Origin of the sequence: Deinococcus planocerae (genome assembly GCF_002869765.1) — a bacterium.
GTDB classification, from domain to species: domain Bacteria; phylum Deinococcota; class Deinococci; order Deinococcales; family Deinococcaceae; genus Deinococcus; species Deinococcus planocerae.
The window spans coordinates 19188-42220 of record NZ_PNOR01000020.1 but is presented as its reverse complement, the minus strand read 5'-3'; the positions used below and the strand labels follow the sequence as shown (position 1 = coordinate 42220).

22 protein-coding genes are annotated in these 23033 nt (G+C 72.8%); 14 read left to right on the top strand and 8 right to left on the bottom strand.

Annotated elements, in window-relative coordinates; all coding sequences use genetic code 11:
* Positions 1-26: 26 nt before the first annotated feature.
* Both guaA and A7B18_RS12650 read right to left on the bottom strand, forming a co-directional pair.
* Entirely contained in the window at positions 27-1559 is a 1533-nt protein-coding gene (guaA, locus tag A7B18_RS12655) for a glutamine-hydrolyzing GMP synthase (RefSeq protein WP_102127059.1), read from the bottom strand.
* A gap of 37 nt (positions 1560-1596) precedes the next feature.
* The gene (locus A7B18_RS12650; RefSeq protein WP_102127058.1) at positions 1597-3150 is read right to left on the bottom strand and encodes a PEGA domain-containing protein; all 1554 of its coding nucleotides are present in this window, start codon (positions 3148-3150) and stop codon (positions 1597-1599) included.
* Positions 3151-3253: 103 nt separating this feature from the next.
* On the opposite strand from A7B18_RS12650, the gene A7B18_RS12645 reads away from it, so the two are divergent.
* From A7B18_RS12645 to A7B18_RS12625, 5 genes are all read left to right on the top strand, one after another.
* Positions 3254-3826 (top strand): MogA/MoaB family molybdenum cofactor biosynthesis protein, encoded by a 573-nt coding sequence (locus A7B18_RS12645; RefSeq protein ID WP_102127100.1) that lies wholly within the window; start codon positions 3254-3256, stop codon positions 3824-3826.
* 4 nt (positions 3827-3830) lie between these two features.
* A complete protein-coding gene (locus A7B18_RS12640; protein ID WP_102127057.1) occupies positions 3831-4625 on the top strand; it encodes a hypothetical protein in 795 nt (264 codons plus the stop codon).
* A 121-nt stretch (positions 4626-4746) separates the two neighbouring features.
* Positions 4747-5829 carry a tRNA pseudouridine(13) synthase TruD gene (truD, locus tag A7B18_RS12635; RefSeq protein WP_102127056.1) on the top strand — a complete coding sequence of 361 codons (1083 nt, stop codon included), beginning with the start codon at positions 4747-4749 and terminating at the stop codon, positions 5827-5829.
* A complete protein-coding gene (locus A7B18_RS12630; RefSeq protein ID WP_102127055.1) occupies positions 5826-6197 on the top strand; it encodes a hypothetical protein in 372 nt (123 codons plus the stop codon). Before truD ends, A7B18_RS12630 begins: the two co-directional genes overlap by 4 nt.
* The gene (locus A7B18_RS12625) at positions 6194-6616 is read left to right on the top strand and encodes a DUF3293 domain-containing protein (protein ID WP_245872860.1); all 423 of its coding nucleotides are present in this window, start codon (positions 6194-6196) and stop codon (positions 6614-6616) included. Before A7B18_RS12630 ends, A7B18_RS12625 begins: the two co-directional genes overlap by 4 nt.
* A gap of 243 nt (positions 6617-6859) precedes the next feature.
* Here A7B18_RS12625 and A7B18_RS12620 read toward each other — a convergent pair whose 3' ends face one another.
* Both A7B18_RS12620 and A7B18_RS12615 read right to left on the bottom strand, forming a co-directional pair.
* On the bottom strand, positions 6860-7630 hold the full coding sequence (locus tag A7B18_RS12620) for a DivIVA domain-containing protein (protein ID WP_102127054.1): 771 nt from the start codon (positions 7628-7630) through the stop codon (positions 6860-6862).
* A gap of 25 nt (positions 7631-7655) precedes the next feature.
* Positions 7656-8318 (bottom strand): YggS family pyridoxal phosphate enzyme, encoded by a 663-nt coding sequence (locus A7B18_RS12615; RefSeq protein WP_102127053.1) that lies wholly within the window; start codon positions 8316-8318, stop codon positions 7656-7658.
* A gap of 213 nt (positions 8319-8531) precedes the next feature.
* Here A7B18_RS12615 and A7B18_RS12610 point away from each other — a divergent pair, with 213 nt between their 5' ends.
* From A7B18_RS12610 to meaB, 6 genes are all read left to right on the top strand, one after another.
* A complete protein-coding gene (locus A7B18_RS12610) occupies positions 8532-11081 on the top strand; it encodes a BamA/OMP85 family outer membrane protein (RefSeq protein WP_102127052.1) in 2550 nt (849 codons plus the stop codon).
* Between the two features lie 226 nt (positions 11082-11307).
* The gene (locus A7B18_RS22900; RefSeq protein WP_281260162.1) at positions 11308-11439 is read left to right on the top strand and encodes a hypothetical protein; all 132 of its coding nucleotides are present in this window, start codon (positions 11308-11310) and stop codon (positions 11437-11439) included.
* Positions 11440-11567: 128 nt separating this feature from the next.
* Entirely contained in the window at positions 11568-13133 is a 1566-nt protein-coding gene (locus tag A7B18_RS12605; protein ID WP_102127051.1) for an Rqc2 family fibronectin-binding protein, read from the top strand.
* Between the two features lie 78 nt (positions 13134-13211).
* Positions 13212-13574 carry an aspartate 1-decarboxylase gene (gene panD / locus A7B18_RS12600; RefSeq protein WP_102127050.1) on the top strand — a complete coding sequence of 121 codons (363 nt, stop codon included), beginning with the start codon at positions 13212-13214 and terminating at the stop codon, positions 13572-13574.
* Between the two features lie 81 nt (positions 13575-13655).
* The gene (locus A7B18_RS12595; protein WP_245872859.1) at positions 13656-14201 is read left to right on the top strand and encodes a type I phosphoribosyltransferase; all 546 of its coding nucleotides are present in this window, start codon (positions 13656-13658) and stop codon (positions 14199-14201) included.
* 34 nt (positions 14202-14235) lie between these two features.
* A complete protein-coding gene (gene meaB, locus A7B18_RS12590; RefSeq protein ID WP_180970141.1) occupies positions 14236-15195 on the top strand; it encodes a methylmalonyl Co-A mutase-associated GTPase MeaB in 960 nt (319 codons plus the stop codon).
* Here the strand turns inward: meaB and A7B18_RS12585 are convergent, their stop codons facing one another.
* The 3 genes from A7B18_RS12585 to A7B18_RS12575 are packed head-to-tail and all read right to left on the bottom strand — an operon-like array spanning position 15196 to position 18904.
* Positions 15196-16116 carry an adenylyltransferase/cytidyltransferase family protein gene (locus A7B18_RS12585; protein ID WP_102127048.1) on the bottom strand — a complete coding sequence of 307 codons (921 nt, stop codon included), beginning with the start codon at positions 16114-16116 and terminating at the stop codon, positions 15196-15198.
* Positions 16113-17549: a nicotinate phosphoribosyltransferase gene (locus A7B18_RS12580; protein WP_102127047.1), complete on the bottom strand. Its 1437-nt coding sequence runs from the start codon at positions 17547-17549 to the stop codon at positions 16113-16115. Before A7B18_RS12580 ends, A7B18_RS12585 begins: the two co-directional genes overlap by 4 nt.
* Complete coding sequence (locus A7B18_RS12575; RefSeq protein WP_102127046.1) at positions 17546-18904, bottom strand: MFS transporter; 1359 nt, start codon at positions 18902-18904, stop codon at positions 17546-17548. The genes A7B18_RS12580 and A7B18_RS12575 overlap by 4 nt, the downstream gene beginning before the upstream one ends.
* Positions 18905-19163: 259 nt before the next feature.
* Between A7B18_RS12575 and A7B18_RS12570 the strand changes: the two genes are divergently transcribed.
* The 3 genes from A7B18_RS12570 to nadE all read left to right on the top strand — a co-directional run bounded on the left by A7B18_RS12570 (position 19164) and on the right by nadE (position 21889).
* Positions 19164-19793: an NAD(P)-dependent oxidoreductase gene (locus A7B18_RS12570; protein ID WP_102127045.1), complete on the top strand. Its 630-nt coding sequence runs from the start codon at positions 19164-19166 to the stop codon at positions 19791-19793.
* A gap of 1 nt (position 19794) precedes the next feature.
* Positions 19795-20736 carry an NADP-dependent oxidoreductase gene (locus A7B18_RS12565; protein ID WP_102127044.1) on the top strand — a complete coding sequence of 314 codons (942 nt, stop codon included), beginning with the start codon at positions 19795-19797 and terminating at the stop codon, positions 20734-20736.
* Between the two features lie 322 nt (positions 20737-21058).
* On the top strand, positions 21059-21889 hold the full coding sequence (nadE, locus tag A7B18_RS12560; RefSeq protein ID WP_102127043.1) for an ammonia-dependent NAD(+) synthetase: 831 nt from the start codon (positions 21059-21061) through the stop codon (positions 21887-21889).
* Between the two features lie 91 nt (positions 21890-21980).
* Here the strand turns inward: nadE and A7B18_RS12555 are convergent, their stop codons facing one another.
* Positions 21981-23021 (bottom strand): SDR family NAD(P)-dependent oxidoreductase, encoded by a 1041-nt coding sequence (locus A7B18_RS12555; protein WP_102127042.1) that lies wholly within the window; start codon positions 23019-23021, stop codon positions 21981-21983.
* Positions 23022-23033: the final 12 nt, after the last annotated feature.

Below are 23033 nucleotides of genomic sequence, written 5' to 3'. Positions count from 1 at the left end.
GCCCTCCGACTGCCTCGAACCCCGCCTCACTCCCACTCGATGGTCGCGGGCGGTTTGCCGGTGATGTCATAGACGACGCGGTTGATCTCGTGGACCTGGTTGACGATGCGGTTACTCATCGTCGCCAGGAAGTCATAGGGCAACCGCGCCCACTCGGCGGTCATGAAGTCGTCGGTGGTCACGGCGCGCAGGGCGGCGGTGTAGGAGTACGTGCGCCCGTCGCCCATCACCCCGACCGACTGGATCGGCGTCAGGATGGCGAGGGCCTGCGAGCAGCCGTCGTACAGGCCGAACTCGCGCAGCCCCGAGACGAAGATGTCGTCCACCCGCTTGAGGATATCGAGCTTCTCCTCGGTGATCGCGCCCAGGCAGCGGATCGCCAGCCCCGGGCCGGGGAAGGGGTGGCGCATCCGGATCGCGTCGGGAAGGCCGAGGAGCCGCGCGATCTCCCGCACCTCGTCCTTGAAGAGGGTTCGGAAGGGCTCGACGAGCTTGAACTGGAGGTCTTCGGGCAGGCCGCCGACATTGTGGTGGCTCTTGATGTTCGCCGCGCCGTGCTTGTCCGCGGCCAGCCCGCCCGCCGACTCGATCACGTCCGGGTAGAGGGTGCCCTGGGCGAGGAAGTCGAAGGGGCCGTGTTCCCGCGCCTCGCGCTCGAAGGCCCGGATGAATTCGCGCCCGATGATCTTGCGTTTCTGCTCGGGGTCGGAGACGCCCTCCAGGTGGCCCAGGAACTCCCGGCGCGCGTCCACCGTGATCAGGTTGACGCCGAGGGGGCGCAGGGCCGCCTCCACCTGCTCCCGCTCGCCCAGCCGCAGCAGCCCGTGATCGATGAATACGGCGGTAAGGCGGTCGCCGATGGCCCGCGCAAGGAGCAGCCCGAGCGTGGAGGAATCCACCCCCCCGCTGATGGCGAGGAGGACCCGCCCTTCGCCCACCTGCCCACGCACGCCCTCCACGAGTTCGTTGATGATGTGCTGGGCGTTCCAGTCACGGCTCACGCCGCAAATCTCCAGGAAGTTCGCCAGCAGTTGCCCGCCCTTGGGGGTGTGGACGACCTCCGGGTGGAACTGCACGCCGTAACGCCGGGTGTGCGGGTTCTCGATGGCGGCGACCGGGGTGTCTGCCGTCTCGGCGACGACTTCGTAGCCCTGGGGCAGCCGCGTCACGGAGTCGCTGTGGCTCATCCAGGCGACGAACTCGCCCTGGATGCCCGCGAAAAGCCCCCCGCCGTAGCGGGTGAGGTCGGCCTTGCCGTACTCGCGTTTGCCCACCCGCTGCACCTCGCCGCCCGCCTCGTGGGCGAGGAACTGCATCCCGTAGCACACGCCGAGGATGGGCACGGGGAGGTCGAGGACGCCGGGGGCCGGGCGGGGCGACTGGGGGTCGTAGACGCTGTTCGGGCCGCCGGAGAGGACGAGGCCCTGGGGATGTTCCTGCGCGATACGCTCCAGGCTGGCCGTGCCGGGAAGGATCACGCTGTACGCGCCGAGTTCGCGCAGTCTCCGGGCGATCAGGCGCGTGAACTGGCTGCCGAAGTCGAGGATGACGACGCTCACGGGGCCGATTCTCTCACGGGGGCGCCGGGAAACCCGGTCACAGGCCCAGGTCGATGGCGATAGGCTGCGAACTCGGGGCGGTGATGGTGACGGTGCCCGGGGTGTAGCCCTCGGCGACGACGCGCAGGGTGTAGGTGCCGGGGCCGGGGAGGCGCACGGAGCCGGGCACGGTGCCGACCGCCGCCCCGGAGGGCACCCCCGACCCCTCGGGGGCCGAGACGATGCTCAGGCGCACGGGCACGCCCGCCCCGCCGCGCACGGTAAAGCGCACGTCGCAGCAGGCCTGCGCCACCCGCGCCTGGGGGGCAGCGACCCCAGTGCGGGTGGCCCGTCCGGCGATCAGCGCCCACACCAGCGCCACGATCAGGAGCAGGGCCCCCAGCGCCAGGGCGGGCCCCAGCCAGCGCGGCACGTTCCGGGCGGGGCGAGCGGGGGCGCTCTGCCCGCCTCGGACCACCCGCCACGAGTGGTCGTCCTCCCAACCGATGCGGATGGGCTTGTCCACCACGCGCCGGGGGGTGGCCCCCCCACCCGGCGCCGCGCCCGGGCGGGGACGCTCCCCCGCCTGGCTGCGGATCGCGGCGGCGATGAGCGAGTCGGGCTCGGGCGGCAGGCCCGCCGTCTCGCGCAGGCTCTCCCGCACCGAGGCCAGGTCCTCCTGATCGGCGGCGAGCGCCTCCAGGTCGGCGGCCCCGAGGTCGATGTCCACCCGGGGCGGGGGGACCAGGGCGACCTCGCGGGCGGGCGCGGCGGAGGGTTCCCCCCGCGTCGCGGGGCCCTCCCGGACAGGCGGCTCGGCGCCTTGGCCGCCGCGGCTCCCCCCGGGCACCTCGGGCGCGAGCGGCTCGACCACGGGCAGGGCGGCGGGCCCCTGCGCGGTCCCGGGCTCCGGGCCGGCCCGGTCATCCCCGCCCGGCCCGGACGCGCGGCCCAGGGCCGGCACCTTCCAACCGACGCGGCCCTGGCCGAGCCGGCGGCCAGAGGGGACGGGCTCCTCCGGCGCCGCCTCGTCCGGGTCCGTCTCGCCCGGCAGGATGGAGGTCCCGTGGTGGGCGGGGGCGGCGGGGTGCCCCAGCCGAGCCAGGAGGTCGCGGGCGGAGAGGGTCTCGGGGGCGCCCCTTAGCGGCGCGGGAAGGCCCCCGAGCGTCTCCAGGGTGGCGGCGAGGTCGCGCAGGTCGTCCCCCGGCGCTTTGCCCCGGGCCCACGGCAGCCCGGCCCCGGCGAGGGCCACGCGACCGTCGACGCTCCACAGTTGCGCGGGCCCCACCCCGCCGTGGGTGAGACCCGCCTCGTGCAGGGCCGCCAGCCCGGCGAGCGCCCCGCGTGCGGCGAGCAGGGGGTCGGCGGCGGGAACGGCGTGGGGGGGCAGTTCGGTGGCGAGGTAGACGGCCTCGCCGTCCACGCCCGAGTCGGTGAAGGGGAGCAGGGCCGGGTCGTGGGGCAGCGCCGGCAGGGCCACGGCCTGGTCCAGCACGTGGAGCAAGACCGGCATCCCGGTGAGGCGGTCGGTGGCGCGGAGGGTCCGCACCTCACCCCCGGGCAGGTCGCCCGTCAGGTCACGTGCGGCGACGTAGGGGCCGATGGGCTTCACGCGGTCAAGTATACGGGCCACAGGGAGGGGGCCCGGGCCGCGGGGGCCGCACGGTGAAGTGGTCCACCCCGCCCCCGCCCCTCCCCGGCGTATCGTGCCGAACATGACGGACGCCCCCGCCCCCCACCCGCCGCCCACCGAGCACCCCCCCACCGAGCACCACGGGGCCGCGCCGAGATCCGTGCGGGCCGCCGTGCTCACCGTGAGCGACACGCGCACCCCCGAAACCGACACGAGCGGCGCCTACCTGCTCTCGGAGTTGCGCGCACACGGGCACGAGGTCACAGGCTACCGCGTCGTGCCCGACGAGGCCGACGAGATTCGCCGGGCCCTGGGCGAGCTGATGCAGGGCGCGGTGGTGGTGATCTCCAGCGGCGGCACGGGCATCACCGGGCGGGACGTGACGATTCCGGTCGTGGAGTCGCTGCTCACCAAGCCGATGCCGGGGTTCGGGGAACTTTTCCGGATGCTCTCCTACCGCGAGGTCGGCGGCGCGGCGATGCTCTCGCGGGCGGTGGGGGGGCTGGCGGGGGGCACGCTCCTCTTCGCCCTGCCCGGCAGCCTCAACGCCGTGCAGACCGCCTGGACGGGACTCCTCCGGGACGAACTCGGCCACCTCGCCTTCGAGGTCGCGCGGCACGGCCAGCCGGGGGGGCAGCCCGGAGGGGGGAGCTGAGGCCGTGGACGACTGGCTGACCCTCGCGCCCATCTCGCGCCTGACGCCGCTCTACGCGCTGGTGCTGGGTCTGATCGCGGCGTACTGGCTGTGGCGGGTGGCGGGCGAGGCGAGGCGGCGGTGGGTGCCGCGCGCGGCGTGGTGGGCGGTGCCCGGCCTCGCGCTGCTGTGGCTGACCCCGCTGACCGACGTGCCCGCCCTCTTCGGGGTGGGGGCGGCCCTGCTGCTGCTCGCGGAGTTCTGGCCGGGTGCTTTCCGCCCCACCCGGGAGCGGCCCGGCTGGGCGTGGCCGCTGACCTTCCTGCTGAGCGGCCTGACCCTGCTCGGCCTCGTCGCCGTGCAGGGGGGCGGCGGGGCGTCTGTCACCGCCGCGCTCGCCGCGCTGCTGGCGGGGCTGGGCGGGCTGCTCGCGGCGGGGCTGTTCCCGGCGGGGCGCGCAGCCCCCCGGCTGCCGGGGCTGGAGGTCCGCTTCGGGCGGGTGCGCCAGCCCGAGTGGCCCGACCTCAGCGTGACCCTGACCGAGCGGGGCGCGCGCCTGGTGAACGTGTCGAGCGGTCCGGTGCGGGTGGCGGGCTGGTCTCCTTCCGGTGTGAACGCCTGGCTACGCGTGCGCGACGAGGGCGGCTTGCCCCTCAACCGCCTCGCCGCCGGGCAAAGCGCCCTCCTGCCGCTGGGCGAGCGCGCGGGCGGCGTGCGCGTGTGGTACGTGCCCGAGGGGCGGGGCGGGGGGGCCGAGGCCAGGCTCTTCAGCGCGGACTGGACGCCGCCCGCCTATGCGGACATGCGGGTGCTGAACTGAAGACTGGTAAAGAGGGAGCAGACCCAGCGCCGTTCAGTTCCTCCCCTCAAGGGGGAGGAGCAAAACAGCCGCCCTCTCCACCTGACCGCCCGAGACTGGACCCCCTTCCCCGCCCCGGCGTATGGTGGCAACCATCGTGAGTCTCGCTTTCGACTGGTCGGCCCTCGCCGCGCTGACGGACACGCCCGGCACGCGGGGACGGCTGCGGGCTCGACCCGAAGACTTCCGCGTCGAGGAACTGCCCGCCTACCCCCTGTCCGGCGAGGGCGAGCACCTCTACCTCCACCTGGAAAAGACCGGGCACACGACCGCCCACGTGGTGCGCGAACTGTGCGCCCAGCTCGGCGTGCGCGACCGCGACGTGGGGGTGGCGGGGCTCAAGGACCGGCACGCCGTCACGACCCAGTGGGTCAGCGTGCCCGCGAAATATGAGGAGCGGCTGCCCGCCTTCGGGATGGAGGGCGTGCGGGTGCTGGAGACGGCGCGGCACACCAACAAGCTCGGGCTGGGCCACCTGCGCGGCAACCGCTTCGTGGTGCGGGTGCGGGAGGCGCCGGGCGCGGCGGACACGGCGGCGGACACGCTCGCCCTCCTCGTGGCGCGGGGGGTGCCGAACTATTTCGGGCCGCAACGCTTCGGCCTGCGGGGTCTGAACGCGGAGGAGGGCTTGCGGGTGCTGCGCGGCGAGTCGAGGTTGCGCGATCCCCGCGTCCGGCGCTTTCTGACGACGAGCGTGCAGAGCCTCGTCTTCAACCGCTTCCTGAGCCTGCGGCTGGAGCGGGACCTCTTCGACCGGCTGCTCGCGGGCGACATGGCGAAGAAGCACGACACGGGCGGGGTCTTCCTCGTCGAGGACCCGCACGCCGAGTCCCCCCGCGCCGAGCGGGGCGAGGTGAGCGCGACGGGCACCCTCTTCGGGAAGAAGGCCAGACCGCTGACCCTAGACGCGGGCGAGCTGGAACGTGAGGCGCTGTCCGAGTTCGGCCTGACGCCCGAGGTCTTCGCCTCCCGCCGGGGAGACCGCCGCCTGACGCGCGTGTTTCTGGAGGGGGCGGAGCTCCGGCCCGGGGAGGACGGCTACACGGTGGCCTTCACCCTGCCCAGGGGCAGCTTCGCCACGAGCGTCCTGCGCGAGCTGATGAAGACGGACGTGGACGCGGCGGCGGGCGAGCCGGAGGACGGGGACGCGGAGGAGGGGGAGTGAGGCGGGCCCTTCCCCTCGCCCTGCTCGCCGCCCTGGGCGCGGGGCTGGCGGCGCGGTCACCCACGGCGGAGGTGACGCTGCGCCCGGCCTTCGCGGGGGCGGTGCTGGAGGGCCGGGTCACGGCGGCGGGGGCGGACGAGCTGAGCGGGGTGTGGAGCCCCCAGGGCCGCGCCCGGCTCCTGAGATGCGCGCCGCTGTGCGTGGCCGTCTCCTCCATCCCTGTCCAGGGCACGCTCCTCGTGAACGGGGACACGCCGTACCGGGTGGCGCTGGGAGGCAGCTTCCCGCCGGGGCAGCGCGTGAAGCTCACCCTGCAATTCCGGGGCGCGGGCCTGCTGAACGTGGACGCCGCCGTCCGCCGTCCGTGATCGGGGGGGACCCGGCACAGCGGGCGGCCTTCCTCGCCACGACGTACGGCACTCCGGGCGAACGCTTCCGGCTCTCGGAGGCACGCGGGCCGGCTCCCTCCTGGGCACGGGAACGCTGGGCCGTCGTCACCGCGTGGAATCCGGGCGGGCGGCGGGCCAGGAACGAGGACAACGCGCGGGCGGGGGCCGACCTGCTGGCCCGGGTCACGGCGGCGGGTCTCTCCCCCCTCCCGGCCCTCAACGGCGAGGGCGAGTGGGAGGAGGAGGCGCTCATCGTCCCCGGCGCGACGTTGCGGCAGGCGACAGATTGGGGCCGCGAGTTCGGGCAGGCGGCGGTGCTGTGGGGGATGGGCGCGCGCGTGGCCCTGGTGTGGCTGAGCCCAGGCGTTCCAGTCGAGCGGTTCTGGGCCAGGCTTTGATCTTGACCAGATTCACCCTACCGGGTCAGCCAAGGAAGGTGGAAATTGCCGCTGGCCGAAGGTTGTTGACCCTCGCCCCTTGCGGGTGACTCGGAGAGCTGCGGAGCAGAGGGCGTCCGCGAAGCAACGGGAGAGGGGACGTGTGACCCACGAAACCGCTCACTCAAAGCCAGGAAACGCCTGGTCCTCAGTCAAGAGAAACGCCCGGTTCCGGGCGCGGCGCGTGGACGCCTGAGAAGGGGGCTACGACGGTTGGGCCTCCGCCCGGGAGTCGTGGGCCGTCTCGTGCTCCTCGGGGAGGGGGACGGCGCGGGCGTGGAGGTCGAGGGGGGCCCCGGCGGGCAGGGCCGGGTCGTCCGCGTTGGGGAGGTGGCGGGTGCTCATCTCCGCGAAGGCGTGGACGAGGGCGCGGTACTGGGCCACGAATTGCAGGTACTCGCCCCGGGCGGCGCTCAGGCGGGCGGTGAGGTCGGCGTGGCGCTCGCTGTAGGCCCTCTCCAGGTAGACGGTGCGCTCGGCGTGCGCCCGGTCGCGCTCCAGCGTGAGGGCGTGGTGCTCGCGCTCCAACTCCGCGCGCCGCCCCCGGAACTCGTCTTCCAGCTCGCTCAGGCGGGCGCGGTGCCGGGCCGTCAGCTCGGCGGCGCGGGCCTCCGCCTCACGGTCGATGGCCTCGCGCCGGGCCTGGGCCTGCTCGATCAAGGCCTCGCCCTCCCGCCCCGCCGCCTCTCGCAGGTCGCGCCCCATGTTCTCGGCGGCGACCACCGCCCGGCGGATGGCGTCCTCGGCCTCGCGGCGTTCCTCCAGCTCGGTCTCCAGCGCGGCGAGGCGGCCTTGCAGGACCTGGCGTTCCTTGAGCAGGCTCTCCAGCCCGTCGGCCACCCGGCCCAGGAAGGCGCGCACGCTCGCGCGGTCGAGGCCCTGGAGGCGGCTGGGGAACTCCTGGTAGCGGATGTCACGGGGACTCAGGCCGGGCTCGGACGCGGGGAGGGGCGAGGATGGAATGGGGACGTTCATGACGGCTTCATGATGGGCCCGCGCGTCATGAGAAGAGCCGCGTGCCCACCCGCACGAGGGTCGCCCCCGCCCGGACGGCCAGCGGGTAGTCGCCGCTCATGCCCATGCTGAGTTCGCCGAGCCCGAGGTCGTACGCCCGGCGGGCCGTGTCCTTGAAAACCCGCAGGATCGCCGCCTCGTCCTCCGTGTCGGGGGCCATCACCATCAGGCCGCGCACACTCAGGCCGGTCGCCCTCACGCCGTCGTACACGGCGCGCAGGTCCCCCGGGGCAACGCCGTGCTTCTGCGGCTCACCGTTATGGAGTTGCAGGAGCACGTCGGGGGCGCGGCCCCACTTCGCGGCGAGGTCGGCGATGGTCTGCGCCTGCCGCACGTCCTCCAGCGCGTGAATCAGCGTCACAGCCCGCATGTACTTGACCTTGTTGAGTTGCAGCGTCCCGATGTAGTGCCACTCGGTGCCGGTCAAGCCCTCCGCCTCGAACTCGGCCACCTTGTCACGCAGCTCCTGGGCGCGGCCCTCACCCAGGGGGAAGCCTCCGGGTTGAAGGGCGGCGTGGGCGAGCACGTGCTCCCGGATCGCGGCGAGCGGCTGCCCCTTCGTCACGGCGACGAGGCGCGCGCTGCCGGGCGGGCGGCCCGAGGCGGCCTCGGCCTCGCGCAGTCCGGCCAGGACCTCGGGCAGGCTCATCGGGGCGGGCTCGCGGGGGAACGGGGGGCGGGGCACACGCCCGACATTGTGGGCCGGAGCGGTGGGGCACGTCCAGGCGGGCGCCGGAGGTGGAGGGCGCGTCAAGTCCCCTTCACCTTTCTCAGCCCTGGAGCGGGAAAGGTGAGGTTCCGTGTCCATCTGCGGCACTTTGCCGGGGAGAGCCCCGCCGCCCCGTGCCAGACTAGGAGAAGCATGCGACATCCCCACACCCTCGCCCTGACTCTTGTCCTCGCCGCTCCGGTCGCCGTGGCGCAAACCGCCGCCACCGTGCAGGACGTGGTGGTCAACGGCACCAACGACCTGCTTTCCAACTATGTTCGGGCCACGCTCAGCGTCCAGCCGGGCGCCGCGCTCTCCAGCGTCAACCTGCGCCTCGTCGAGCAGGACGTGCTGGCGACCGGGTACTTCAAGACCGCCACCGCCGACCTGCGGACCATCGGCGGGCGCGACACGCTCGTCATCACGGTCACGCCCAACGCGACCATCGGCAAGGTCGATGTCACGGGCCTGACCTTCCTCCCCGCCGAGGGCTTCAAGTCGAGCATCGCCGAGCTGCTCAACATCGCGCCCGGCGCCACGCTGAACACCGGGCGGCTCGATCAGGCCAAAGAAGCGCTGGCGCAGAACTTCCGCTCGGAGGGCTTCCCCTTCGTGCCGAGCATCAGCGCGCAGACCCAGACGCAGCGCGACGGCACGGTGAACGTCAACTTCGTGGTGGACGAGACCGCCCCCGTGACCCGCGTGGAGGTCGAGGGCGTGACCCTGATCCCCCGCGAGACGGTGACGAACCTCTTCCGCCCGATCTACGACGCCAAGCGCTTCTCCGTGCCCGCGTACTACGCCGCCGTCGAGGGCCTGCAACGGGCCTACTCGACTGCCGGATACCTCCAGAGCGGCGTGAACACGGCGTCCACCACCCTGGAAAACGGCGTGCTGCGCGTGCGGGTGGTCGAGGGCCGGGCGAGCGCGGTGAGTCTCGACGCGCTGGGGCTGCCCGCCGGGACGGCCACGCCCGCCCTCCAGACGCGGGTGGGGCAGCCGCTGGTGCTCTCGCGCATCCAGGCGGACGTGCGCGCGCTCTCGAACGCGACGGGCAAGCCGGTGGGCTTCGCGCTGCAACCCGACCCCCAGAATCCCGGTCAGGCCGCCGTGTTCTTCGGGGCCGCCGAGGTGACGACCGGGCCGGTGCGGACCATCGCCTTCCGGGGCAACACCCGGGTGCCCACCGCCACCTTGAGCGCCGCCGTGAAGACGAAGGTGGGCGACGTGTACTCGCCGCAGCTCGCGCAGGAGGACTTCCTGGCGATCCGCGACGCCTACCGCAAGGCCGGGTACGAGGTCAGCACGCGGGACGCGATCACCTTTGAGAACGGCACGCTGACCTTCAACCTCCGGGAGGTGAGGCTGGCCGGGTACGAGCTTCAGTGGCAGGGCAACCACCGCACCCAGGACCGGGTGATCCTGCGCGAGCTGCCGAGGCCGGGAGGCCTCTTCAACCTGAACGAACTGCGCGCCGGGCTCGCCAACGTGAGCCGCCTGGGCTACGTGCAGGTTGTGGGCGAGAACGTCCGCAGCGATCCGCAAAACCCCGAGAGCGTGACGTACGTGCTCACCGTGGCGGAGGGCAACCAGGGCATCCCGGTGAGCCTCGCGCTCTCCTACGACAGCCTGACGGGCTTCGGCGGCGAGGCGTCGTACAGCAACCCGAACGTCTTCGGGCTGGGGCACAACGTCAGCGTGACGGCGGGGGCCCAGCAAAACGACGCGGGGCAAAACCTCGTCGGCAACGTCTCGTACACGATTCCGTGGCTGGACCTGAACTTCCTCGACTTCCGCGAGAACCGCACCAGCCTGACGGCCTCGGTGGGGAGTTCGGTGGCGGGCAACCTGCCGCTGACGCAGAACAATCCCACCACGGGCGAGGACGAGGACACCGGGCGCCAGTACACGGTGCGGACGAGCGGCTTCAGCGTAAACGTGGGGCGCAACCTCACCCGCAACCTGAGGGGCTCGGTGGGCGTGGGCACGAGCTACCGCACCTACTTCCTCGAAGGGCTCCAGGACGGCGAGACGAGCGCCACCACCGACGAGCAGGCGCGGACCCTGCTGACGCCCGCCACCCGCACGACCACCCTGCGCACCGGGCTGAACTACGACACGACCGACAACCCCGAGTTCCCCAGCCGGGGCGTGCGCGCGAGCGCCGACCTGTCGTACAACTTCGGCGTCTCGGGGGCGCGCTCGGTGGGCTGGACGGACATCGAGGGCGGCGCGAGCACCTACTTCGGGCTGGGCCGCACCCTCGACAAGGGCTTCGGCGTGCAGACCCGCCAGCAGACGATTGCCGTGCGGGCGAACGCAGGCACGATCAACGGCACCACTCCCACGGGCACGGGCTACTACGTGGGCGGCGGCAGCACCCCGGTCGCGGCGCGGCAACTGCGCGGGCTGGAGAACAACCAGCTTTTCGGCACGAACTACTTCACCGCCGGTGCCGAGTACCGCTACGACTTCAACCTCACCAATTCATTTACCCAGGGCGTGTACGGCGTCCTCTTCGCCGACGCGGGCGACGCCTGGAACGACGGCGAGGCCTTCAGCCTTAACTACGGCGTCGGCGCGGGCGTCCAGCTCAACCTGGGCTTCGGCGGGGCTCGGCTGCCCAGCCTGCGCTTCGACTACGGCTACAGCCCCCAGAACGCGAGCAGCAAGTTCTACTTCCGCATCGGCAACTTCTGGTAAGACGCAGGGAAAGGGAGGGGCAGGCCTTGCGGGGCCCGCCTCTCGTTTTATCTGGGGAAGTTGGGTCGGGCAGCTTGGGAACCGCCCGGCCATGCTCCCGAAATGAGGTAGAGTCACCGTGTCCCTTCACGGGACGGGGTGCATGACAACCGGGTGGGGGGCGCAACACGGGTACAAGCGAAAGCACCCGAGTTGCCGCTCGGGTGCAGAAAGGAGGTGATTCCTTATGGCTCGACACCGTAAGGATAAACCGAAACGCCCGCGCAGGCAATGGAAGCCTGCTGAGATCGCCGTGATCCTCACGGCCCTCGGCGCCTTCCTCACCGGCCTCGCGGCGGTCCTGCAAGCCCTGAAGTAAAGCCCTCGCTCCCGGTTGCACCCTTCCTTTCACCTTGTTTGCCGCCCTTGCCGGGGCGGTTTTCGTCTGTCGCCTCCACCCAGCCGCTACCATGCCCCGATGACCGACCACCGATCCGAGGGCCACACATGGAAGGGCTGATGCTCGCCCGGGTGCTGCGGGACTTATCGCGGCATCTGCCCGCACGCACGCTCGGCTGGGCCTTCCCCGACGAGACGACCGCCGCGCTGCTCCTCGACGGCCTTGGAAACCTCGTGCTCTCGTACCGACCGCCGCAGCCCGTGGTCTTCCTGTCGCGCGAGCGGATGAGGGGCGACCCGCACAACGGGTTCCAGCGGTATCTGGCGAACCGGGTGCGGGGGGACCTCGTGCAGGCCGAGCAGCTCAAGCTCGACCGGGTGTTCGCGCTGCACTTCGCGGGCGAGACGGGCTTCGTGGACCAGCCGCCCGTGCGGCTCCTCTTCGAGGTCACGGGCCGCAACGCCAACCTCCTCGTGCTGGAGGCGGGCGAGGGCTTCGAGGGGCGGATCGTCCTCGCCGCGCGGGAGATCACGGGGAGCCGCAACCGCTTCCGCACGGTGCGGACGGGCGGGGTCTACACGCCGCCGCCCCCCTACGAGAAGCTCGACCCGCGCAGGGTGACGGAGGAGGACGCCCGCTCTCTCGCCTCCCTTCCCCTCGGCAAGTGGCGGGAACGGGTGGACGGGCTGGGGCTGCTCCTGGGGGCCGAACTCGTCCGGCGAACGGGCCTTTCCCCCGACGAGGCGCCGGGCGACCGCTGGCCGGAGGCGCTGGCGGCCCTGCGCTCCCTCGTGGAGGACCCCACCGTCAGCGAGGGGACGATGCGGGAGGGGGCGCGCGAGGCGGCGCGGGCAGAGAAGGCCGCCCAGCTCCGCAAGGCCCTGCGCGAGCCGCTGGAAAAGAGGTTGACCCTCGTGCAAAACCAGCTCGCCGACGTGACGCGGGCGGATGCGGGGCTCGACAACGCCGCCCAGGACCGCACCGAGGCCGACCTCCTGATGGCGTACGCGCACACGGTGGAGCCCGGCGCAGCGTCTGCCCTCCTGCCCGCCTTCGACGGGAGCGGCGAGGTGCCCGTCTCTCTGGACCCGCAGCTCTCCGCCGTGCAGAACGCCGAGAAACGCTACACCCGCGCCCGCCGCCGCGAGGACGTGTACGAGCGGTTGGCCGAACGCGAGCCCGCCCTGCGTTCGGAGCTGGAGGAGGCGCGCGAACGGCTCGCTCAACTCGACGCCGCGAGCCTGGAGGAGTTGGAGGCGCTCTCGCAGACCCTCCAGGCCGAGCGGCCCGAGAAGAGTCCCTACGGCATCCGCTTCACCACGCCGGGGGGCTTCGAGGCGCTGGTCGGGCGGAACAACAAGGAGAACGCGACCCTGACCCACCGCATCGGGCGCAGCCTGGACTACTGGTTCCACGCGCAGGGGTATCCCGGCAGCCACGTCCTCGTGCGGGCGGGGGGCAAGGACCTCGCGCTGCCGGACATCCTGTACGCCGCCCGTCTCGCCGCCGCGCACTCCAAGGCGCGCGGGAGCAGCAACGTCCCGGTGGACTACACCCGGGTCAAATTCGTGTGGCGGCCCCGGGGGTCTCCCGCCGGGCAGGTCCACTACACCGACCAGAAGACGGTCTTCGTGGACGGCACGCTGCCGGAGGAAAGCGCGGCGGCGGGCTGACGCCTGCCCTGCCTCCCCCGTCAGATCAAGGATCAGGTCACGGCAAAAGGTGGGGGGTGGGCCGTACAATTCCCGGTTGTGGAACGCATCATGTTCAGGGCCAAGATCCACCGCGCGACCGTCACCCAGGCGGATCTCGACTACGTGGGCAGTGTCACCATCGATCAGGACCTGCTGGACGCGGCGGACATCCTGGTCAACGAGCGCGTGGACATCTACAACATCACCAACGGCAACCGCCTGAGCACCTACGCCCTGAGCGGCCCGCGCGGCAGCGGCGTCATCGGCATCAACGGGGCCGCCGCCCACCTGATGCGGCCCGGCGACATGGTGATCATCGCCGCGTATGGCAATTACAGCGAGGAAGAAGCCCGCCTTCTCGAGCCCCGCGTTGTCCTCGTGGACGCGAAGAACCGGATGCTGGACCTCCAGCCCGCCTGAGCGGGGACCGAGCACAGCACCGGGGAGCCTGACGAGCGCGGGCTCCCCGCCTTGCTGCCCCCATGCTCTACCGTGTGCGGCGTGACTCTGGACCTGATGCGCCGCGGCGGACACACGGCCTTCCGAAATGGCCTGCATGGCGCCGGCTGGCTGAAGAAGGGGGAGGTGACGCGCGGCCCGGCGCGGCTGGACTCGCTGGCGGCGGCGCAGGCGGGACAGATCGCCGTGGCCTTTCCGGGAGCGACCCTCATCGTCGGGGCCAGCCAGTGCGGCGCGGTGCTCGCGGCCTTCGTGGCCCGGCACCTGGGACTTCCCGTCGCCTTCTTGAACGTGGAGGGGGAGCGGGCCGTCTTCCACCGGATGCACGTGCCGCAGCCGGGCGAGCGGGTCGTGTTCGTGGACGACCTGATCTGCACCGGGCAGGGCGCCCGCGTCCTCGTCCGCTCGCTGCGGGAGGGGGGGCACGAGGCGCTGGGGCTGAGTGCCTGGGCGGTGCGGGATGGGGCCCGTTTGCCGGACGTGCCCGCCGTGCCGCTCGCGCCTCACCCTTACCGGACCTTCGCGGCGGAGAGCTGCCCGCTGTGTGCCGATGAAACGCCGTTGGTCTGGACGGGCGTCCGGGAGTAGTGCTGCCCTCCCCAAACGCGCCAGACTGAGCCCCATGCCCGCCGCCGACCCGCCGCACCCCCTCGCCGCTCCCCTCCTCGCCGGGGAACGCCGCGCCCTCGCCAAGGCGATCACCCTCGCCGAATCCACCCGACCCGACCACGAGCGGGAGGCGCAGACGTTAATCAGTCAGGTGCTGCCCCACGCCGGGCGGGGCGTGCGGGTGGGGCTGACGGGCGTGCCGGGGGTGGGCAAGTCCACCTTCATCGAGGCGCTGGGGGTGCGGCTGGCGGACGCGGGGCACCGGGTCGCGGTGCTGGCGGTCGATCCGAGCAGCCAGCGGACGGGCGGGTCGATCATGGGGGACAAGACGCGGATGCCCGCCCTCACCGTTCACCCGAACGCCTACATCCGCCCCAGCCCCAGCGGCGGGACGCTCGGCGGGGTGGCGCGGCGCACCCGCGAGGCGATCACCCTCTGCGAGGCGGCGGGCTTCGACGTGATCCTCGTCGAAACCGTGGGCGTCGGCCAGAGCGAGACGCAGGTGGCGGCGATGACCGACCTCTTCGTGCTGCTGACGCTGCCCAATGCAGGTGACGAACTCCAGGGCATCAAGCGCGGGATCATGGAACTCGCCGACCTGTGCGTGGTGAACAAGGCCGACGCGGACCCGGCGGCGGCGAGGGTCGCCCAGCGGGAACTCTCGGCGGCGCTGCGGCTGCTGACCCCCCACGACGCGCCGTGGCGACCCCGCGCCCTGCAAGCCTCCGCGCTGACGGGGGCCGGGCTGGACGAGGTGTGGGCGGCGGTGGAGGAGTACCGCTCGGACCCGGAGCGGGTGGAGCGCCGCCGCCGCACGCAGACCGGGGCGTGGTTCGGGGAGTTGCTTCGGGAGGCGGCGTGGCGCGCGTTTCAGGCGGGGATCGACGCCGAGCGGCTGCGGTCGCTGCGGGCGGAGGTGCTGGCGGGGACGCTGACGCCGGTGCAGGGAGTGCGGGAGTTGCTGGGGGAGTGACTACCCTTCGCCCCGCAACTCCCCCGCCAGCCAGCGCGTCAGCAAGACGTGGTGATCCTCGTGGAAGCGGCGCGGCTGGACGAGGGCGCGGGCGAGGGTCCGCGGGCGGGCGGGCAGGAAGTCGGGAACGGGCCGCAGGTAGACGTGCGCCGTCGTGGGGGCGACGAGGGCGCGGGCGGGGTGGTCGATGACGACATCGGCGGGGAGAGCGGGCCGCTCATTGGGCGGGAGGACACGCCCCGGGAGTTCCCACAGGCCGCGTCCGATGGGTTCAGTCCGGGTGTGCAGCCACACCTGCTCCCCCCGCACGCAGAGCCAGCGTTCCTCGTGGAGATGGACGCCGGGCGGGAGGGACGCGCGGGACGCCTCCACCGCCGCCCACTCGACCTGCAAACGTCTGAAGGCGGGGGTGAGGGCGAAGCGGGCGAGGAAGGCGCGCACCGCCTCCGGCACCCCCTCCGGCAGGGGTCGCCCGGTCAGGAACGCTGCCCGCAGGTCGGTCGCGTTCAGGCCGGGGACGGACGGGGTGGGAAGGCGCTCCCAGCCGGGGAACCAGCGCAGGTAGCTCGTGCTCGCGTCCTTCTCGAAGCCGACGAGGGCGGGCGTCACGTCCCCCAGCACGTCCCGCGCCGCCGCCCGTACGTCCGCCGCCCAGGCGTCCGCGTCGAAGCGGTCGGCGATGGGGCGGAAGAGGACACGGCCTTTGGCTACCCCCACGTCCCTCAACGCCGCGCGGAACATCCCGGCCCGTTCCTCCGCCGTGAAGGGGTTGCGGACCGAGCGGGCGAGGTTCGCGCTGCCCAGCAGGACGAGCACGCGCGGGAAGGCGCCCAGGGCGCCTTGCACCGTCCCCAGGTGCGCCCGGTGCGGCGGCTGGAAACGGCCCACGTAGACCGCCGCCCGAGCCTCCCCCCCACTCATCCCGTGTGGGCGCGCAGCGAGTCGGCCACCCGGTCGCGCAACTCGGCCACGTCCCCGCCCAGGCTCACCCGGTAGAGGTGGGGGTTGAGGGGGCGGAGGGTGCCCGCGGGAAGGCGACCCAGCTCCTCCCGTGCCCGTGCCTGCACCTCGGCCAGCGTCTCGGGGGTCCCAGTGCGCCGTCCGCCCTCCATCACGACCTCGCGGGCGTCCGTCCAGACCAACCCGTCCGGCAGTCGGGTGGAGCGCAGGGGATTGGTGGGGTCGCTGACCCGCTCGCCCGCCTGCGGCTCGTCCCCCAGCGTGAGCACGTCGAGGGCATACTGGCCGTCTTCATCGACCGCCCGCCACACCCGTTTCGACCCCGGCAGGCTGGACTTGGCGGGCTCGCCCGTCAGCTTCATCTTGGGCACGCCGTTCAGCGCTGCGAGCTTGTACACGCCGCCAAGCGCCCCGCCCCCCTCGCCGCCCGCCGTGACGAGCCCGGTGCCCACCCCGTACACGTCCACCCGCCCGCCCTCCGCGATGATGGAGGCGATGACGGATTCGGACAGGTCGTTGCTCGCCACGATCCGCACGTCCGGGAAGCCCGCCGCGTCGAACGCCGAGCGGATGTGCCGCGACAGGTACGCGAGGTCGCCGCTGTCGAGCCGCACCCCCTTCAACTCGTGCCCGGCGGCGCGCAGTTCGCGGGCGACGGTCAGGGCGTTCGGCAACCCGCTCCTCAGCGTGTCCACCGTGTCGAGCAGCAGGGTGGTCGCGTCCGGGTAGAGCGCGGCGTAGGCGCGGAAGGCGGCCAATTCGTCCGGGAAGCTCTCCACCCAGGCGTGGGCGTGGGTGCCGCTGACGGGGATGCCGAACAGCCGCCCCGCCTCCACGTTGCTCGTGCCCACCGCTCCACCCACGAACGCCGCGCGGGCCGCACTCAGGGCGCCGTCCGGTCCCTGCGCGCGCCGGGCGCCGAACTCAACGACCTGCCCACCGTGCGGGCTGGCCCCGGCGGCGAGGACGCAGCGGGCCGCCTTCGTCGCCACGAGGGTCTGGAAGTTGAGGGTGTTCAGCAGCGCCGTCTCGACCAGTTGCGCCTCCCACAGCGGCGCGGTGACGGTCAGCAGCGGCTCGTGCGGGAAGACGGCCCGGCCCTCGCGGAAGGCGGTCACCCGGCCCGTGAAGCGCCAGCCCCGCAACGCCTCCAGGAAGTCGGGCGCGAAGAGGTTCAGCGACTCCAGATAGGCGAGGTCGTCCTCAGACAAGCGCAGTCCCTCCAGCATCTCCAGGGCGGGTTCCAGCCCGGCCCAGACCGCGTACCCGCCCTGAAAAGGCAGCTTGCGGAAGTACAGATCGAAGACCGCCTCCTGGGCGTGCAGCCCGTGACTGAAGTACCCCTGCATCATGGTGAGCTGGTAGAGGTCGGTGAAGAGCGGCGAGGCGGTCATCCCACCACCTCCGGCAGCCGCTGGCCCCGTGTCTCGACCCCGATGGCCCACCCGCAGACGGCGGCGACGGCGAAGCACACGGCGAAGAGGGTCAGCGCCACCGCGAGTTGCCCGGTCAGCAGCAGCGCCCCGACGCTCGGCGACAGGACGCTGGCGAGGCGGGCCATGCCGCTCACGAAGCCCATGCCCGTTGTCCGCAGCGGCGTGGGGAAGAGTTCCGGCGTGTAGGCGTACAGCGCCCCCCAGGCGCCCAGCAGCGCGAAGGACAGCCCGGCGGAGGTCAGCAGCACCCCGTTGGCCGTGTCCGCGAGGAGGAAGAGGTACGCCCCCAGGGCACTCGCGGCGAGGTAACCGACCAACGTGGCCCGCCGCCCGATCCGCTCCACGAGGTAGGCGGCGAGGACGTAGCCCGGAATCTGCGCGAGGGCGAGCAGGAGGGAGGTTCGGTACACCGCCCCCAGGTCGAGGCCCTGCGCCCGCAGGTAGGAGGGGAGCCACGAGAAGATGCCGTAGTACCCCAGGCTCAGCCCGAACCAGACCAGCGCGAGGAGGATGGTGCGGCGGCTGAGTGATCCCCGAAACAGCGCGGCGGGCGTCACGCGAGGAGCAGGAGGAGGCACGGCGAGAGGTGCGTCGGGAAGGCGGGTCCGGTTCGCCCGCGCCACCCGTTCCAGCGCCGAGCGCGCCGCCCCCTGCCGCCCCCGCGCGAGGAGCGACCGGGGCGAGTCGGGGATGCCCAGCCGGGCGACCAGCCCGACCACCCCCGGCAGCGCCGCGAGGGCGAGGAGCCAGCGCCACGCCACCTCGGGCTCGAAGGCGGTGCTCAGTCCCCAGGCGAGGGCCGCGACCGCCACCGTTCCCAGCGCCCAAAAGCTCTCCAGGTACACCAGGAAGCGGCCCCGCCACGCCGTCGGCACGAACTCGGCCATCATCGCGTAGTCCACCGGGAGCGTCCCCCCGATGGCAAAACCCGTCAGGGAGCGGGCGACGACGAGCCACGCCACCCCCGGGGCGAAGGCGCCCGCCAGGCCGAAGACCACCCCCAGCGTGACGGTGATCAGGAAGACGGTGCGGCGCCCGATGCGGTCGGCGAGCCAGCCCCAGAAGAGGGCGCCCACGAGCATTCCCGCGAAGGTGGCGGTGAGGAGGAGCGTGGCGGAGGCCGAGCCGCGCTCCAGGCTGAAGGCGGCGCTGATGCCGGGGAGGGCGAAGCCCATCAGGAGGACTTCCATCGCGTCCGCCGCCCAGGTCAGGCCGCAGATGGCGAGCAACCTCCACTGGAAGGGGCCCAGGCCCAGCCGGTCGATGGCGTCGTCCACGGGAAGTGGGGCGGGCGGGGAGACGGTGCTGGTCATCGCCGGAGAGTCTAATACGGTCCTCCTGCGCTCCCGGTCCCGCTTCCCCTGCATGAAGGACCGCTCTCGGGCGTGGGAACCACGGCTCGGGGCCCCACCGTCAGATTTCCTCCGCTGACGGACCCGGCTTTCTGTCACACTCCGGGCACGCGGCGCTTGTCCCCCCTTTCGGCGCGCGCCCTGGAGGCGAAACCATGAATCCACCCCTGCCCCTCGCGTCCCCGCTCCTCCTTCCCGGTCTTCCCGGCGCGGGGCGGGCATGACGACGCTCGCGCTGCTCGGCGGCACGGGCCGCACGGGACGGCTCCTGATCGACCAGGCCCTCGTGGGGGGCCACCACCTGCGGGTGCTCGCGCGCACGCCGGAGAAGGTGCACCGCAAGGAAGATGACCTCCTGACCGTCGTTCCCGGGGACGCCCGCGACCGGGAGGCCGTCGCCCGGCTCGTGGGGGGGGCGGACGTGGTGCTCAGCGCCCTCGGGCCGGTGCGGGGCGGGCCGCCCGACGTGATGACCCTCGCGGCGCGGCACCTGACCGGCGTGCTGTCCGAGCAGGGAATCGGGCGCCTGATCACGCTGACGGGGGCGGGGGTGCCCTTTGCCGGGGACCAGCCCAAGGTCGTGGACCACGTGTTCCGCACCGCGCTGCGCCTCCTCCAGCCCGACGTGCTGCGCGACTCGGTGGCGCACGCGACCCTGATCCGCGAGAGTGGCCTCGACTGGACGGTCGTGCGGGTGCCGCGCCTCACCGACGGGCCCGAGGGACCGTTGCGGGTCGGAATGGTCGGAATGGTCGGCACGCAGATCACCCGCGCGAGCGTGTCGCGCTTCATGCTCGACCAGGTGGAGGGGCGCGAGTACGTGCGGCAGGCCCCCGCCATCAGCAACTGAGGTGCGGGCCGCCCGACTCCACGCCTTCGGCCCTCCCGAGGTCCTGAGGATCGAGGAGGTGCCCTGGCCCTTCCCCGAGCGGGACGAGGTGCTGATCCGGGTGCGCGCGTCGAGCGTCAACGGCACCGACCTGCGATTGCGCCGGGGTGGGCTGGGCCTTCTCGGACGGCTGCAACTGCCCCTCACCCCGGGCTTCGACGTGGCGGGCGAGGTCGCCGCGTGCGGTCCGGCGGTCACGGCCTTCCGTCCGGGCGAGCGGGTGTACGCCGTCGTGGGCCACGGGGGCGGGGGCGCGGCGGAGTACGTGACCATCCGGCAGTCGCGGGTGGCGATTGCCCCCGAGAGCGTGCCGCTCGCGCAGGCGGCGGCGGTGCCCCTGGCCGGGCTCACCGCGTTGCAGGCGCTGCGGGGGCTGGGGAGGCTGCGGCCCGGGGAACGGGTCCTGGTGTACGGGGCGGCGGGCGGGATCGGCGCCTTCGCGGTGCTCCTCGCGCGGCTGTTCGGCGCCCACGTGACGGGGGTCGCCCGCGCCGCCAAGCTCGACTTCGTGCGGGAACTGGGCGCGCACGAGGTCCTCGCCACCGGGGAGGCCGACCTGGGCGGGCGGGGCGGGCGGTGGGACCTGATCCTCGACACGCCCCCTGCGCTTACCCTCGCGCGGGTGGAGGGGGCCCTGACGCCGGGGGGAAGGCTCGTCAGCACCAAGCCCTTTCCGGGTTCCCCCGCCGAGGTGCGCGCCTCCCTGCACCGCCCCCAGCCCCGCTTCGCCTCTGTGCGGACGGCGGAACGCGGGCTCGACCTCGGCCTGCTCACCCGGTTGATCGACTCCGGCAAGCTGCGGGTGCCCCTCGACCGGACCTTCTCCCTGGAGGAGATCGGGGCGGCCCACGCCTATGCGGAAGGACATCAGGTGCGCGGCAAGGTGGTCGTGACAGTGGAGTAGACCTTCTGCACGAGTGCGAGCAGAAGGTCGAAGGCAGAAGGCCAGGGCACTCGCTTATGGCCCAGGCTTTTCTCTGTGCCGAGTGGCCTGCGTCCGTTGGCTTTGAGGGGGCGGCCATGTGGGTCACACGCCCCCTCTCCCGTTGCTTCGCAACGCCCTCTCCCGCAAGGGGCGAGGGTCAAACCTCTTCTGCCCCGATAGGTTGAACCTGGTCAAGAGAAAAGCTTGCCCCCGGCCTGCTGCTTTCTGCCTTCCGCCTTCTGCGCCGGTCGCGGAAAGACGGTGAAAGCCTACCCGCGACCGGACGGCTTACACTCCCGCCATGCCTGCCGACCCTGCCCTCCGGGAACACATCCTCCGCGACCTCCACGTCCTGCCCGACATCGACCCCGCCGCCGAGGTCGAGCGCCGGGTGGCCTTTCTGGTGGGCTACCTGGGGCGCACTCCCGCGCGCGGCTTCGTGCTGGGGATCAGCGGCGGGCAGGACAGCACCCTCGCGGGGCGGCTGTGCCAACTGGCCGCCGAGCGGGTGCGCGGGGGCGGCGGGGAGTGCACCTTCGTCGCCATGCGGCTGCCGTACGGGGAGCAGGCCGACGAGGCGGACGCCCAGACCGCCCTGGGATTCATCCGCCCCGACCGCACCCTCACCGTGAACATCAAGGCGGCGGCGGACGCGAGCGCGGGGGCGGCCCACGCCGCGCTGGGCACGCCGCTGCGCGACTTCGTGCGGGGGAACATCAAGGCGCGCGAGCGGATGATCGCCCAGTACGCGGTCGCCGGTCAGGAAAACCTGCTCGTCGTGGGCACCGACCACGCCGCCGAGGCGGTGACGGGCTTTTTTACCAAGTACGGCGACGGCGGGGTGGACCTCACGCCGCTCACGGGCCTGACCAAGCGGCAGGGGGCGCGCCTCCTCGAACACCTCGGCGCTCCCGAGAGCACCTGGCGCAAGGTGCCCACCGCCGACCTGGAGGACGACCGCCCCGGCCTCCCCGACGAGGTGGCGCTCGGCCTGACCTACCGCCAGATCGACGACTACCTGGAGGGGCGCGAGGTGCCGGGGGAGGTCGCCGAGCGGCTCGAACGGCTCTTCCTGGCGACCCGGCACAAACGGGCGGTGCCGGTGACGCCGTTCGACGAGGGGGTGGGGTGAGCGGTCAGCCCTCAGCGAAGACAGGAAGAAGTGTTCGCCGATGCCCGGGCGAACGCTTCCCTTATGCGGATGGCGGAGAGCTGACCGCGGCTCAGGACCGCCCCTCTCCCCCCGAAGCGACGCTGCCCCCCTCGTTGAACTCGGCCTCCGACGCGCGCTTGATGGGGTTTTTGCGGGTCAGCGCCGTTTCCGCACTCGCGCCCGGCACCGCGCGGTCCCCGGTGGAGGGGCCCGGCAGGAAACGGTTCCCCAGCGCCAGGAGGTCGGCGGTGAGCTGCGGCGCGAGGGCCTGGGCGTAGCGCATCAGCAGGGCGGGGCCGCCGATCATCGCCTCGGCGTCGCCGCGCACGAGGGCGTCCACCATGCGGCGGGCGGCGACGGTGGTGTCGAGAGACAGCAGGGGCAGGTTGTCGAGGGTGGCGAAGAGGGTGTATTCCTTCGTGACCTGCCCCTTCACGAGGGCGTGGCGCGGGCTCCCGGTCTGCATCAGCCAGGGGCAGACGGTGGTCACGCCCACCCCCTCGCGGGCGAGTTCGGCGCGCAGGGCCTGCCCGAGCCCGGTGACGGCGAACTTGCTGAACGAGTACGGGGCGAGGTGGGGCACGGCGACCTTGCCGCCGATGGAGGACACGATCAGCACCCGCCCCCGCGAGGCGCGCAGCAGGGGCAGGGCCGCGCGGGTGAGGCGCAGGGGCGCGAAGGCGTTGATCTCCGTGATCTCGCGGAAGTCGGCTTCCGTCATATTCTCCAGCGGCCCGACCTGAATCAGCCCCGCGTTGTGCACGAGCACGTCGAGGCCGCCGTACACCCGGGCGACCTCCTCGACCGCGCGCTCGATGTCGGCGGCCACGGTCAGGTCGCCCGTCACGGTGTGGACGGTGGCCCCCCGGCCCCGCAGGTCGGCGGCGGCGCGCTCCAGCTCGGGGGCGCTGCGAGCCATCAGGACCACCCGGGCCCCCCGCGACGTGAACTCGCGGGCGAGCGCCAGCCCCAGGCCGCGCGACCCGCCCGTGATCAGCACGCGCCTGCCGCTCAGGGCGTAGGGAGTCGCCAGCGTCCGCCGGGCGGCGAGCAGCCCGATCCCGGCGGCGAGCAGCAGACGCTTGGAAAGACGGGGAGAACGTCGGCTCATGTCCCTGAGTCT

What these genes read in the sequence shown, in the direction of transcription:
- A7B18_RS12570 (WP_102127045.1), top strand. Translation starts at nt 19,164, where the DNA reads ATGACGACGCTCGCGCTGCTCGGCGGCACGGGCCGCACGGGACGGCTC.
- meaB (WP_180970141.1), top strand. Translation starts at nt 14,236, where the DNA reads ATGCCCGCCGCCGACCCGCCGCACCCCCTCGCCGCTCCCCTCCTCGCC.
- A7B18_RS12585 (WP_102127048.1), bottom strand. Translation starts at nt 16,116, where the DNA reads ATGAGTGGGGGGGAGGCTCGGGCGGCGGTCTACGTGGGCCGTTTCCAG.
- A7B18_RS12620 (WP_102127054.1), bottom strand. Translation starts at nt 7,630, where the DNA reads ATGAACGTCCCCATTCCATCCTCGCCCCTCCCCGCGTCCGAGCCCGGC.
- A7B18_RS12615 (WP_102127053.1), bottom strand. Translation starts at nt 8,318, where the DNA reads ATGAGCCTGCCCGAGGTCCTGGCCGGACTGCGCGAGGCCGAGGCCGCC.
- A7B18_RS12575 (WP_102127046.1), bottom strand. Translation starts at nt 18,904, where the DNA reads ATGACCAGCACCGTCTCCCCGCCCGCCCCACTTCCCGTGGACGACGCC.
- A7B18_RS12580 (WP_102127047.1), bottom strand. Translation starts at nt 17,549, where the DNA reads ATGACCGCCTCGCCGCTCTTCACCGACCTCTACCAGCTCACCATGATG.
- A7B18_RS12555 (WP_102127042.1), bottom strand. Translation starts at nt 23,021, where the DNA reads ATGAGCCGACGTTCTCCCCGTCTTTCCAAGCGTCTGCTGCTCGCCGCC.
- A7B18_RS12605 (WP_102127051.1), top strand. Translation starts at nt 11,568, where the DNA reads ATGGAAGGGCTGATGCTCGCCCGGGTGCTGCGGGACTTATCGCGGCAT.
- nadE (WP_102127043.1), top strand. Translation starts at nt 21,059, where the DNA reads ATGCCTGCCGACCCTGCCCTCCGGGAACACATCCTCCGCGACCTCCAC.
- truD (WP_102127056.1), top strand. Translation starts at nt 4,747, where the DNA reads ATGGTGGCAACCATCGTGAGTCTCGCTTTCGACTGGTCGGCCCTCGCC.
- A7B18_RS12645 (WP_102127100.1), top strand. Translation starts at nt 3,254, where the DNA reads ATGACGGACGCCCCCGCCCCCCACCCGCCGCCCACCGAGCACCCCCCC.
- A7B18_RS12610 (WP_102127052.1), top strand. Translation starts at nt 8,532, where the DNA reads ATGCGACATCCCCACACCCTCGCCCTGACTCTTGTCCTCGCCGCTCCG.
- A7B18_RS22900 (WP_281260162.1), top strand. Translation starts at nt 11,308, where the DNA reads ATGGCTCGACACCGTAAGGATAAACCGAAACGCCCGCGCAGGCAATGG.